Source organism: Bradyrhizobium brasilense, from assembly GCF_029714345.1.
Classification (GTDB): domain Bacteria; phylum Pseudomonadota; class Alphaproteobacteria; order Rhizobiales; family Xanthobacteraceae; genus Bradyrhizobium; species Bradyrhizobium australafricanum.
In genome coordinates this window covers 2,257,424-2,269,753 of the sequence record NZ_CP121669.1, presented here as the reverse complement: position 1 = coordinate 2,269,753, position 12,330 = coordinate 2,257,424, and the positions used below count along the sequence as shown (strand labels likewise).

14 protein-coding genes are annotated in these 12,330 nt (G+C 66.6%); 9 read left to right on the top strand and 5 right to left on the bottom strand.

Features of this window, described 5'->3' with window-relative positions; genetic code table 11:
* Window positions 1-24: 24 nt before the first annotated feature.
* The gene (gene petA, locus QA635_RS10470; RefSeq protein WP_016839713.1) at window positions 25-555 is read right to left on the bottom strand and encodes a ubiquinol-cytochrome c reductase iron-sulfur subunit; all 531 of its coding nucleotides are present in this window, start codon (window positions 553-555) and stop codon (window positions 25-27) included.
* A 277-nt stretch (window positions 556-832) separates the two neighbouring features.
* On the opposite strand from petA, the gene QA635_RS10465 reads away from it, so the two are divergent.
* The 6 genes from QA635_RS10465 to QA635_RS10440 all read left to right on the top strand — a co-directional run bounded on the left by QA635_RS10465 (window position 833) and on the right by QA635_RS10440 (window position 4,365).
* The gene (locus tag QA635_RS10465; protein ID WP_283068716.1) at window positions 833-1,318 is read left to right on the top strand and encodes a tRNA (cytidine(34)-2'-O)-methyltransferase; all 486 of its coding nucleotides are present in this window, start codon (window positions 833-835) and stop codon (window positions 1,316-1,318) included.
* 10 nt (window positions 1,319-1,328) lie between these two features.
* Window positions 1,329-1,961, top strand: coding sequence for a 7-carboxy-7-deazaguanine synthase (gene queE, locus QA635_RS10460; protein WP_283068713.1), 633 nt, complete (start codon window positions 1,329-1,331; stop codon window positions 1,959-1,961).
* 27 nt (window positions 1,962-1,988) lie between these two features.
* A complete protein-coding gene (locus QA635_RS10455) occupies window positions 1,989-2,354 on the top strand; it encodes a 6-pyruvoyl trahydropterin synthase family protein (protein ID WP_283071578.1) in 366 nt (121 codons plus the stop codon).
* A gap of 2 nt (window positions 2,355-2,356) precedes the next feature.
* Complete coding sequence (gene hemF / locus QA635_RS10450; RefSeq protein ID WP_283068711.1) at window positions 2,357-3,253, top strand: oxygen-dependent coproporphyrinogen oxidase; 897 nt, start codon at window positions 2,357-2,359, stop codon at window positions 3,251-3,253.
* On the top strand, window positions 3,244-3,984 hold the full coding sequence (locus QA635_RS10445) for an HAD family hydrolase (protein ID WP_283068709.1): 741 nt from the start codon (window positions 3,244-3,246) through the stop codon (window positions 3,982-3,984). Before hemF ends, QA635_RS10445 begins: the two co-directional genes overlap by 10 nt.
* Before the next feature lie 114 nt (window positions 3,985-4,098).
* Entirely contained in the window at window positions 4,099-4,365 is a 267-nt protein-coding gene (locus QA635_RS10440) for a YodC family protein (protein WP_283068707.1), read from the top strand.
* A gap of 144 nt (window positions 4,366-4,509) precedes the next feature.
* Here QA635_RS10440 and QA635_RS10435 read toward each other — a convergent pair whose 3' ends face one another.
* Genes QA635_RS10435 through QA635_RS10420 form a run of 4 tightly spaced genes read right to left on the bottom strand, consistent with a single transcriptional unit; the run spans window position 4,510 to window position 7,332 of the window.
* Window positions 4,510-5,766 (bottom strand): CCA tRNA nucleotidyltransferase, encoded by a 1,257-nt coding sequence (locus tag QA635_RS10435; protein ID WP_283068705.1) that lies wholly within the window; start codon window positions 5,764-5,766, stop codon window positions 4,510-4,512.
* Window positions 5,763-6,026 (bottom strand): DUF6111 family protein, encoded by a 264-nt coding sequence (locus tag QA635_RS10430; protein WP_253607126.1) that lies wholly within the window; start codon window positions 6,024-6,026, stop codon window positions 5,763-5,765. Before QA635_RS10430 ends, QA635_RS10435 begins: the two co-directional genes overlap by 4 nt.
* A complete protein-coding gene (locus tag QA635_RS10425; protein WP_371852161.1) occupies window positions 6,023-6,658 on the bottom strand; it encodes a CoA pyrophosphatase in 636 nt (211 codons plus the stop codon). The genes QA635_RS10430 and QA635_RS10425 overlap by 4 nt, the downstream gene beginning before the upstream one ends.
* A gap of 32 nt (window positions 6,659-6,690) precedes the next feature.
* Window positions 6,691-7,332, bottom strand: a complete 642-nt coding sequence (locus QA635_RS10420; RefSeq protein ID WP_016839726.1) for a DUF1285 domain-containing protein — start codon at window positions 7,330-7,332, stop codon at window positions 6,691-6,693.
* Between the two features lie 241 nt (window positions 7,333-7,573).
* On the opposite strand from QA635_RS10420, the gene QA635_RS10415 reads away from it, so the two are divergent.
* From QA635_RS10415 to QA635_RS10405, 3 genes are read left to right on the top strand one after another with little or no spacing between them, the layout of a single operon-like run.
* Complete coding sequence (locus tag QA635_RS10415; protein ID WP_028333192.1) at window positions 7,574-8,578, top strand: AAA family ATPase; 1,005 nt, start codon at window positions 7,574-7,576, stop codon at window positions 8,576-8,578.
* Window positions 8,578-9,519: a DUF58 domain-containing protein gene (locus tag QA635_RS10410; RefSeq protein ID WP_092085831.1), complete on the top strand. Its 942-nt coding sequence runs from the start codon at window positions 8,578-8,580 to the stop codon at window positions 9,517-9,519. The genes QA635_RS10415 and QA635_RS10410 overlap by 1 nt, the downstream gene beginning before the upstream one ends.
* On the top strand, window positions 9,519-12,329 hold the full coding sequence (locus QA635_RS10405) for a DUF4159 domain-containing protein (RefSeq protein ID WP_225158824.1): 2,811 nt from the start codon (window positions 9,519-9,521) through the stop codon (window positions 12,327-12,329). The genes QA635_RS10410 and QA635_RS10405 overlap by 1 nt, the downstream gene beginning before the upstream one ends.
* Window position 12,330 lies beyond the last annotated feature (1 nt).

The following is a 12,330-nucleotide window of genomic DNA, read 5'->3' as shown; positions in this document are numbered from 1 at the left end:
CTGAAATCCCGGAGGGGCCGGGACTTAGCCGATCTGGATTTTGGTGTCGGAAAGGAAGGCGTAAGGCGGCACCGCCAGGTTGGCGGGCGCCGGCCCCTGGCGGATACGACCGGAGGAGTCGTACTGCGAGCCGTGGCAGGGGCAGAAGAAGCCGTCGTAATTGCCTTCATGGGCGATCGGGATGCAGCCGAGATGGGTGCAGATGCCAATCACAACCAGCCACTGGTCGTGGCCGGCCTTGACGCGGGCCGAGTCGGGCTGCGGATCGGGCAGGCTCGAGAGCGCCACGCTCTGGGCCTCCTGGATCTGCTTCTTGGTGCGATGGCTGATGTAGATCGGCTTGCCGCGCCAGAAGACCTTGATGTCCTGACCCTCGGCGATCGGCGTCAGATCGACCTCGATCGGCGCGCCGGCCGCGATCGTCGCGGCATCCGGGTTCATCTGCGCAACCAGCGGCCAGACGGTGGCGGCTGCGCCGACCGCGGCGGCAGCTCCGGTTGCAACAAAGAGAAAATCACGGCGTGTCGGATGGTCCGCCGAAGACGCTGTCGTCACGATTCCTAGCCCTTTCTTTTCTGCAGCCGGTGGAACCGCCCTGGAGACGCAGGACGCGCCCCAAGAAAGGCTGCCGGCGCCCGCGGCCCCCGCGGCGGCAGAAAACCGCTATTCCCCACCCCAAATGGCGGAACAGCAGTCCAGAATCGTTCTATTGGCACCCTTGCCGGACGAGCGCAAGCCCGCTATCGGCTCGCACACGTGCAATGCACGAAATCCGCGCCGAGCGATGTTTTATTGAGACAATTTCATCCGGATTTCACAGGCCGCCCGCACCATGCAGATCGCGCTGTTCCAGCCCGACATCCCCCAGAATACAGGGACGATTCTGCGCCTCTGCGCCTGCCTGGACGTGGCAGCCCATATCATTGAACCGGCGGGCTTCGACACCTCGGACAGGAATTTCCGCCGGGCGGGTATGGACTATCTCGACCATGTGCGGTTGAAGCGTCACGACTCATGGTCGAAATTCGAGGAATGGCGGGCCGAGGCCGGATGCCGGCTGGTGCTGTTCACGACAAGGGCGGCGAAATCCTATCTTGATTTCGCCTATACGGCCTCCGATGTCCTGCTGTTCGGGCGCGAGACGGCCGGGGTGACCGACGCGGTGGTGGCCGCCGCAGATGCGCGGCTGGCGATTCCGATCCGGCCGACCATGCGCTCGCTCAATGTGGCCGTCACGGCGGCCATGGCCGTCGGCGAGGCGCTGCGGCAGACCGGTTCAGGAAGCGCCGGCTCGGGAATTGCCGGTTCGGCAACTTAAGGGATTTTTGGTGAGCTACGCGGTCAAGGAGATCTTTCTCACCCTGCAGGGCGAAGGCGCCCATGCGGGCCGCGCCTCCGTGTTCTGCCGCTTCGCCGGCTGCAACCTCTGGAGCGGCCGCGAGCAGGACCGCGCCGGCGCGGTCTGCAAGTTCTGCGACACCGATTTCGTCGGCACCGACGGCACGCTGGGCGGCCGCTATGCGACCGCCGAAGAGCTGGCCGGCACCATTGCCGCGCAGTGGACGGGAGGCGAGGCCGACCGCTACGTGGTCCTGACCGGCGGCGAGCCGCTGCTGCAGGTCGACGCGGCCTTGATCTATGCCCTGCACGGCCACGGCTTTGCGATCGCGATCGAGACCAACGGCACAATCGCCCCGCCCGACGGGCTCGACTGGATCTGCGTCAGTCCCAAGGCCGCAGCCGAACTCGTGGTGCGCAAGGGGCACGAGCTCAAACTGGTCTATCCGCAGGTGGAGAACACACCGGAGGATTTCGCGAGCCTCGCCTTCGAGCGCTTCTCGCTGCAGCCGATGGACGGCCCCGACGTGATCGAGAATACCGAGCGGGCGATCGCCTATTGCCTGAAGCACCCGCAATGGCGCCTTAGCGTGCAGACGCACAAGTCGCTCGGCATTAGATGAACTAACAGAATCGGATTGTTGAACGAGATGTGGGAATTGACGAAAGCGTTTCGGTTCGAGGCTGCGCACGCGCTGTCCGGAACGACCTTTGGCACCGCCAGCGAGGAGATTCACGGCCACTCCTTTCGCGCCGAAGTTACCGTGCGCGGCACGCCCGACCCCGCGACCGGTATGGTGGTCGATCTCGGCCTGCTCGAACGCGCCATGGCCGAGGTGCAGAAGACGCTCGACCACAAGTTCCTCAACAAGATCGAGGCGATCGGCGTGCCGACGCTGGAGAATCTGTCGCGCTTCATCTGGGAGCGGTTGCAACACGCAGGCAAGCTGACCCGCGTCAGCGTCCATCGCGACAGCTGCAACGAAAGCTGCACCTATTTCGGTCCGCAAGGTTAGTCATGCTGCCAACAGACCCCGCCATCATCGAGGACCGCAAGGCGCGTGCGCGCGGCTGGTTCGAGGCGCTGCGCGACGACATCTGCGCGGCCTTCGAGAAGCTCGAGGACGACGCCCCGTCCACGCTTTATCCCGGCGCCGTCGGCCGGTTCGCGCGGACCCCCTGGGACCGCACCGACCACACCGGCAAGCCGGGCGGCGGCGGCGTGATGTCGATCATGAAGGGCCGGCTGTTCGAAAAGGTCGGCGTGCACTGCTCGACCGTGCACGGCGAGTTCGCCCCCGAATTCCGCGCGCAGATTCCAGGTGCCGGCGACGATCCGCGATTTTGGGCGTCGGGCATTTCGCTGATCGCGCATCTGCGCAATCCGAATGTGCCCGCCGTGCACATGAACACCCGCTTCGTCGTCACCACCAAGGCGTGGTTCGGCGGCGGCGCCGACCTGACGCCGGTGCTGAACCGCCGGCGCACCCAGGAGGACCCCGATACGGTCGCCTTCCACGCCGCGATGAAGGAGGCGTGCAGCGGACCGAACGGCGTCGCCGACTACGACAAGTACAAGAAATGGTGCGACGAGTATTTCTATCTGCCACACCGCAAGGAAGCCCGCGGCATCGGCGGCATCTTCTATGACTGGCACGACAGCGGCGACTGGGAGGCCGATCTCTCCTTCACCCAGGACGTCGGGCGCAGCTTCCTGAAGATCTATCCCGACCTGGTGCGGCGCAATTTCGCGGCGGCCTGGAGCGCGGAGGATCGCGACGAGCAGCTGGTCCGCCGCGGACGCTATGTCGAGTTCAACCTGCTCTATGACCGCGGCACCATCTTCGGCCTAAAGACCGGCGGCAATGTGGATTCGATCCTGTCGTCGCTGCCGCCGGAGGTGAAATGGCCGTGATGAACCTGCCGCGCGCGATGCTGATCGACATGGATGACACCATCCTGTCGGCCTATGGACGCCCCGAGATCGCCTGGAACACGATCACCACCGAGTTCGCCGCGGAGCTGGCGCCCCTGCCCCCGGATCAGGTCGCGACGGCGCTATTGGCCTATGCGCGGCAATTCTGGTCGACCGCCGAGCCGATCTGGCGGATCAAGCTTGGCGAGGCGCGGCGGCTCACCGTGAAGGGCGGCTTCGCGGCGCTTGCGGCGGCCGGTCACCGCGCGCTGCCGGACGATCTTGCGGACCGCATCGCCGATCGCTTCACCGCCTATCGCGAGGAAGAGATGTTCGTCTTCCCCGGCGCGCATGAAGCGATCGATGCGTTGAAGGCGCTTGGCATCAAGCTCGCGCTGGTCACCAACGGCGCCGCCGACATGCAGCGCGCCAAGGTCGAGCGCTTCGCGCTCGGCCATCGTTTCGATCACATCCAGATCGAGGGCGAGCACGGCTTCGGCAAGCCGGAGGAGCGCGCCTACCTGCACGCGATGGAAGCGCTCGGCGTCACCGCACCGGACACCTGGATGATCGGCGACAATCTCGAGTGGGAAGTCGTGGCGCCACAGCGGCTTGGCATCTACGCGATCTGGATGGACGTGCACGGTGTCGGGCTGCCGCCGGGATCGACCATCAAGCCCGACCGCATCATCCGCTCGCTGAGCGAACTGGTTCCTGCCGCGCGCAAATAGCGCATCGCGGCCGTTTTCCACGTCAATTCCATTGAAGCTGGCGCCGGCCGTGATTTGGCTGTCATCACCGGTCGCTAGCCTGCCGCCCGCGTCATCCAGCGCGGAGGGAAAATCATGGAACTGAAACCAGGCGATGTTGTCATGCTGAAGTCCGGCGGCCATCCGATCACGGTCGTCGAAATCGACGAGGACAAGGTCGAGTGCCTGTGGATGGGAACGGACGGCGACCTGTTTCGCGAAACCGTGCCGCTTGTCGCACTCGAATCGACCGAGCTCGATCCGGAGGACGATGAAGAGGAAGACGACGAAGACGAGGACGACGAGGACGACGAGGACGAAGACGACGACGGCGACCGCAAGAAGAAGCGCAAGGCGGCGTGAGATCCATTGGCGCGATGCTGACTGGCAGGTGCCGGCAGCATCGCCTCCATGCGACGTTCGACCGATCGTCGTTCAGCCGATCGTCACCGTGCCGCCGCCGACCACGGCGGCATCGAGACGTCGGCAAGAAAACTCAGAGAAAATTCAAAGCCGATGGTCGCGGGTGAAACGGGCCGCAGTCTGGTCGGCGATATCAGACAGCATCTTCGGCTCCAGCGGAAAGTCCGCGGCCAACCAGGCATCCTCCGCCAGGGTCAGGACATGTCCGAGTGCCGGTCCCTCGGCAATGCCGCGCGCGATGAAATCCGATGCCCGCAACGGAAAGTGCGGCGCGCGCCAGCGCTCCGGCAGCGTGGCGAGCTCGCGCCATTGATCGACATCCTGGCCCGCGCCGGTGCGCGCCCAGGCGAGCAGCACCCGGTCGCGATAGGGCTCCTCGTCGAGCCGGTAGAGCCTGCGCTTGGCATGGGCCTCGTCCATGCCGGGCAAGCGCCACCAGCGATGGCCCATCGAATCGAGCGCCTTGGCCTCGGCGTTGGAGAGCCGCAGCCGGCTGGCGATACGCCGCGCGTCCTCGGTCACGGCGACCGTCAGCGCGGCGAGCCTTCGCATCGCGCTCGGCGCGAGCTTCATCAGTTGCTCGATCTCGATCATCGCCGCGAATGGCCCGGTATAGGCGACGCCGCCGAACAGCGGCTGCAGCAAACCACCGTCACCCATCGCGACCACTGCACTTGCGGCGCCGTTCGCGACCACGAGCTTGAGCATCTCCATGCGGATCCGCTCGGCCGACAGGCCGCTCAAACCGGCGCGCCCGCCGATGCAGGCGAGATAGCCGGCGCGATCGACCTCGCCCGCGCCATAGGCGGCATGGAAACGGAAGAAGCGCAGGATGCGCAGATAGTCCTCGGCAATCCGCTGCGCGGGATCGCCGATGAAGCGCACGCGCCTCGCCTCGATGTCGGCGAGGCCGCCGACGTGATCGTGCACGACGCCCGAAGCGTCGACCGACAGGCCGTTGATGGTGAAGTCGCGCCGCTCGGCGTCACGCACCCAGTCGCGACCGAACGCCACCCTGGCCTTGCGGCCATAGGTCTCGGTATCCTCGCGCAGCGTCGTCACCTCGAAGGGCTGGCTGTCGACGACCAGGGTCACCGTGCCGTGCTCGATGCCGGTCGGCACGCTCTTGATGCCCGCCCGCTTGGCGCGGCGGATCACCTCCTCCGGCAGCGCCGTGGTGGCGATGTCGATGTCGGCGAGCGGAATCTGCATCAAGGCGTTGCGCACGGCCCCGCCGATCACCCGCGCTTCCTCGCCGTCGGCATTGAGCAGGCCGAGCACGCGCGCCGCAGGCCCGGAAGCGAGCCATGGCGCGTCGGACAACAGGCGCACCTCGCTCATTTCTCAACTCCCGGCACCAGCTTGCCGTTCTCGATATGGGCTGGAACGTAGGTCGAATTCGGCGGCGCGCCAGTCAATTCGGCCAGCAGCACGAAGCTCACGATGACCATCACCAGCGCCACCAGCGTCAGCTTTGCGATCATGTCGAGCGGCCATGACGCCGGCAGCGTCACGCCGGACCGCGTCGCGATGAGGAAGATGGCATAGACCGCGAAGGGGATCAGAAAGATTCCGATCTCGGTCAATACCGTGCGGATCATGACAGATAGATCCGCTCATACAGCACGCGCAGAATGCCCGCGGTCGCGCCCCAGATGTAGCGCTCGGCGAACGGCATCGCGTAATAGGACCGGTCCATGCCGCGGAATTCCTTGGTGTGGATCTGATGATTCTCGGGATTCATCAGGAAGGCGAGCGGCACCTCGAACGCATCGACCACCTCCGCCTCGTTGATCGCAAGCGTGAATCCCGGCTTCACCTTCGCGACCGTCGGCAGGATGCGGAAGCCGAACGCGGTGCCATAAAGGTCGAGATAGCCGACCGGGTCGATGAATTCCCGCTTCAGTCCGACTTCCTCGCAGGCCTCGCGCAGCGCGGCATCGAGCGGCGAGGCGTCGGTGGCGTCGATCTTGCCGCCGGGAAACGAGATCTGGCCGGCATGGCTCGACAGATTGGGCGAGCGCTGCGTCAACAGCACGGTCGGCTCGGGGTGATCGACCACCGGGATCAGCACCGCGGCTGGCCGCACCGGCTGCTCCTGCGCCACGATCTCGAGCATGCGGTCGTTGCCGGAATCTCCGGTGCGCGGAATGATATGCGGATCGACCAGGCCCGGCGGCACATCGAAAGTGAGCCGCGTGCGGGCCCGCGCGAAGAATTCCGTCGAGCTGATCGTCGCCGGCTCCACCTTCAGCAACGGCTCGTTCAAAGTGCGTCCCTCACCTGACTGGCATCGGCCATCGCGAAGAACTCGCCGCCGGACTCGATGCCGAACATCTCCTGACCATCGACCATCCGCTGCTCGCCCATGTCAACCAGATCGTAATAGAGCGCGCGAGTGACCTTGGCCCACAAATCGGCGCGGACGTGCAGATAGGGCGTCAATCCGCCGTCCTCGGCCGCCTCGAATCTGAGGCCGTGGCCTTTCTCGCAATCGACCCAATCGTCGACATTGGTGCGGAACCTGAGCAGGCGGCCGCGCGCGTCTTCCCCGGTCTGCATTTCCACGGCAAGGAACGGCGCGTCATCGACGCGGATGCCGACCTTCTCCACCGGTGTCACGAGAAAGTGCTTGCCGTCCTCGCGCTTCAGGATCGTGGAGAACAGCCGCACCAGCGCGGGGCGGCCGATCGGCGTTCCCATGTAGAACCAGGTGCCGTCAGGCGCGATTCGCATGTCGAGATCGCCGCAGAATGGCGGATTCCACAGGTGAACCGGCGGCAGACCCTTGCGTCCGGCCGGACCCGACGTCGCAGCTTGATTGGCGGCCGTGGTGAGCCCTTCGAGACCCTTGCTCCCGAGGCCCGTAGTTTCCCTGCCGGAATCGCTCTGCCCTTGCTTCGCCATTGTTTGCCTTAAGGTTTCCTACCTTCAATCTGGCACGTTTGGTGCACATATCCTGAGATGTGGTCGGGATGTCATTCTCGCCACATCGTGATGCCGTTCATACCCTGAAACACCGATAAGGTGGGGATAGTTTAATTCAACGAATACATGGCCTTCGCTCAGGTTTAGCATGAGGGCCGAGATGACGACAGATGATGACGACGCGCCGATGTGCGCGCATCGTCAAGAAGGAGCGGATCGAATGGCTGGTGCAGACAGCGTCGAGAAACTGGAGGATGTGATCGTCCGTTCGGCCGAGCAGGTCGCGGGCCAGATCAAGGCCGCCAAGGAAGCGGTCTCCACCGTCATCTTCGGCCAGGACCAGGTGATCGAAAACACCCTGGTGACGATCCTGTCCGGCGGCCACGCGCTGTTGATCGGCGTGCCCGGCCTCGCCAAGACCAAGCTGGTCGAGACGCTCGGCGTCACGCTCGGCCTCGATGCCAAGCGCATTCAGTTCACCCCCGACCTGATGCCGTCGGACATTCTCGGCGCCGAAGTGCTCGACGAGAGCTCGGCGGGCAAGCGTTCGTTCCGCTTCATCGCAGGTCCCGTGTTCGCGCAGTTGCTGATGGCCGACGAGATCAACCGCGCCAGCCCGCGCACCCAGTCGGCGCTGCTGCAAGCCATGCAGGAGCAGCACATCACCATTGCCGGCGCGCGGCATGATTTGCCAAAGCCGTTCCACGTGCTCGCGACGCAGAACCCGCTGGAGCAGGAAGGCACCTATCCGCTGCCCGAGGCGCAGCTCGACCGCTTCCTGATGGAAATCGACGTCGACTATCCCGATCGCGACGCCGAGCGGCGCATCCTGTTCGAAACCACCGGCGCCGAAGAGGCAGCGGCCAAGCCGTCGATGGACGCCGAGACGTTGCTCACCGCGCAACGCCTGGTGCGGCGGCTGCCGGTCGGCGATTCCGTGGTCGAGGCGATCCTGACGCTGGTCCGCGCCGCGCGTCCCGGCACCGAGGGCGGCGAGGCCGGCAAGCTGATCGCATGGGGCCCGGGTCCGCGCGCCAGCCAGGCCTTGATGCTCGCGGTGCGCGCCCGTGCATTGCTCGACGGGAGACTCGCGCCGTCGATCGACGACGTGCTCGATCTTGCCGAGCCCGTGCTCAAGCACCGCATGGCGCTGACCTTCTCGGCGCGCGCCGAGGGTCGCACCATTCCCGACGTGATCAAGCAACTGAAGACCCGGATCGGTTGATGGCCGCAGACAACAGGCACCAGAACGAGGAGATCCTTGCGGTTCGACGTGCCGATGGCGAAAGCCGAACGCTCGCCGCATCGCTGCCGCGTCTGGTGCTTGAGGCCCGCCGTGTCGCCGCCAACGTCATCCATGGCCTGCACGGCCGCCGCCGCGCCGGCTCGGGCGAGAATTTCTGGCAATACCGCCGCTTCGTCTCCGGCGAGCCGTCGCAGCGCGTCGACTGGCGCCGCTCGGCACGCGACGACCATCTCTATGTCCGCGAGCAGGAGTGGGAAGCCGCGCACACGGTGTGGATCTGGCCCGACCGCTCGCCGTCGATGGCCTTTGCCTCGCGCGAGGCGCGCGACAGCAAGCTGGAGCGCGGACTGATCGTAGCCTTCGCGCTCGCAGAGTTGCTCGTTGCGGGCGGAGAACGCGTCGGCATTCCCGGCCTGCTGAATCCGACGGCAAGCCTCAACGTGATCGACAAGATGGCGGAAGCGATGTTGCACGACGAGAAGACGCGCGCGAGCCTGCCGCCGTCCTTCGTGCCGTCGTCGCTGGCCGAAGTCGTCGTGTTGTCGGATTTCTGGTCGCCGATCACGGAGATCACGGCGATGCTGGCCGGGCTTTCCTCCTCCGGCGCGCACGGCACCCTGATCCAGGTCGTCGATCCCGCCGAAGAGACCTTTCCCTATTCCGGCCGCGTCGAATTCGTCGAGCCAGAGATCGGCAGCGTCATCACCGCGGGCCGCGCCGAGAGCTGGGCGAGCGACTATGTCGCCCGGGTCGCACTGCATCGCGACCAGATCCGCGGCGAGACCAACCGGCTCGACTGGCTGTTCTCGACCCACACCACCAGCCGCTCCGCGGCCGAGCTGCTGTTGTTCCTGCATGCCGGCATGATGGTGAGCAAGGGCGGCGGCCGCTCAACCGTCAAGGCGGGACGCAGCGCATGATCGCAGGCCTCCCCCTCTCCTTTGCCGAACCGCTGCTGCTGCTGGGGCTGGTCAGCCTGCCGGTGCTGTGGTGGCTGTTGCGCGTGATGCCGCCGCGGCCGCGCCGGATCGAGTTTCCGCCGACGCGGCTGTTGTTCGACATCGCGCCCAAGGAGGAGACGCCGTCGCGCACGCCGTGGTGGCTGACGCTGCTGCGGCTCGCCGCCGCCGCGCTCGTCATCTTCGCCGCTGCCGGCCCGATCTGGAATCCGCAGACCGGCGTTGCCGCCGGCAAATTGCCGCTGGTGATCCTGCTCGATGACGGCTGGAGCGCGGCCTCGAGCTGGGACGCGCGGATCAGGGCCGCCGACGAACTGATCGCCAACGCGGACAGCGACCGCCGCGGCGTCGCGCTGGTGCCGCTGTCCGAGCCCGCGCGCGACATCACGCTGATGCCGGCCGGCGCCGCGCGCGTCGCGCTGCGCCAGCTCGCACCGAAGCCCTACTCGGTCGATCGGGTTGAAACTCTCGGCACGCTTGGACGTTTCCTCAAGTCGACCGGCGACTGCGACATCGCTTGGCTGTCCGACGGCGTCGACACCGGACGCGGCAGCGAATTCACCGAGGGGCTCGGCAAGGTGATCGAGAGCCGCAATCTGACGATCTATGCGGGCGGAGCGCAGTCGGCGCAGGCGCTGGTCGCGGCCGAGAACGCCGCCGCCAAGATGACGGTGAAGGTGCTGCGCACCGAGAGCGGCATCGCGGCGGGAACGGTGCGCGCGGTCGACGCCAAGGGCTCGCCGATCGGCGAGGCGCGCTACACATTCGGACCGCAGGATCGCGAGACCGAAGCCGCCTTCGATCTTCCGGTCGAATTGCGCAACGACATCGCACGGCTCGAAATCTCCGGCGAGCATTCGGCCGGCGCCGTGCAGCTGCTTGACCGGCGCTGGCGCCGCCGCGCCATCGGCGTGGTCTCGGGTGCGAGCAACGACACTGCGCAGCCGCTGTTGGCGTCGACCTTCTATCTCTCCCGCGCGCTGTCGCCATTCGCCGATGTCAGGCTCGGCGATCGCGGCGCGCCGCAGCAGGTGATCGGGCAATTCCTCGACCAGCGGCTGCCGATGATCGTGATGGCCGACGTCGGCACGCTGTCGCCGGAGATCCGCGACCGGCTCAATGCCTGGATCGAGCAAGGCGGCGTGCTGGTGCGCTTCGCAGGTCCGCGCCTCGCCCAGGCCGATGACGACCTCGTTCCCGTCAAGCTCCGCCGCGGCGGACGCACGCTCGGCGGCAGCCTGACCTGGGAGAAGCCGCAGCACATGGCCTCGTTCGCCGCCGATGGCCCGTTCTCGGGCCTCACTGTGCCGAAGGACATCACCGTCAACCGCCAGGTGCTGGCCGAGCCCGACGCCGTGCTCTCGACCAAGAGCTGGGCCTCGCTGGAGGACGGCACGCCGCTGGTCACCGGCGAGCGTCGCGGCAAGGGCGTGGTCAGCCTGTTCCATGTCGGCGCCGACATGCGCTGGTCGGATCTGCCGATGTCCGGCACCTTCGTCGAGATGCTGCGCCGGCTGATCGACATGTCCGGCTATACCTCGAAGCCCGGCCCGGGCGTCGCCAGCGATCCCAATGCCGAGACGGTTGCGCCGCTGCGCACGCTCGACGGCTTCGGCGTCTTCGGCCCGCCGCCCTCGAGCGCCAAGCCGATGTCGGCGGACTATCGCGATCGCGGCACGGCCGACCATCCGCCCGGCTTCTACGGCACTGCCGAGAGCCCGATCGCGGTCAACACGCTCGCCTCGGCCGATCGGATCGCGCCGCTCGACACCTCAGCCCTGCGCGCGACGCGTGCGAGCTATACCAACGCCGAACCGCGCGACCTGCGCGGCATCATGCTGTCGACGGCGCTGGCGCTGTTCCTGCTCGATGCGATCGTGGTGGCCATGCTCGGCGGCGGCCTTGCCGCGCTGATCCGGCGGCGCGCGGCACCGGCCGTGCTCGCGTTGGCCTTCATCCTTGCGACCACGATGGTACCCTCGCCGAGCCGCGCGCAGAACGCCAGCAGCGACGACTTCGCCATCAAGGCGGTGTCGCAGACGCGGCTCGCCTACGTCGTGACCGGCAATGCCGACGTCGATTCCATCGTCAAGGCGGGGATGTCCGGGCTGACGTTGTTCCTCGGACAGCGCACCGCGCTGGAAGCCGGCGATCCCGTCGGCATCGATCCCGCGCGCGACGAGCTGGCGTTCTTCCCCCTGATCTACTGGCCGATCGTGCCGGGCGCGCCGAAGCCGCCGCAGGACGCCATCAACAAGATCGACGCCTACATGAAGCAGGGCGGCACCGTCATCTTCGATACCCGTGACGCCGTCGAAGCGCCGCCGGGGGACAACGGCTCATCGCAAACGCCCGGCATGCAGACGCTGCGCGAATTGCTGTCGACCCTCGACGTGCCCGAGCTCGAGCCGGTGCCGCGCGAGCACGTGCTGACCAAGACGTTCTATCTGCTGCGCGACTTCCCCGGCCGCTTCAATTCCGGCCAGACCTGGGTCGAGGCGCTGCCGCGCGAAGACGACGACGAGGCTGCGCAGCGCCCGGCGCGCGGCGGCGACGGCGTCTCGCCGATCATCATCACGTCGAACGACCTCGCCGGCGCCTGGGCGATCCGCCCCGACGGCCAGCCGATGCTGCCGCTGACGCCGGGCGAACCGCGCCAGCGCGAATTCGCCTTCCGCGCCGGCGTCAACATCGTGATGTACACGCTGACCGGCAACTACAAGGCCGACCAGGTGCACGCGCCTGCCTTGATCGAGCGGCTAGGACAATAAT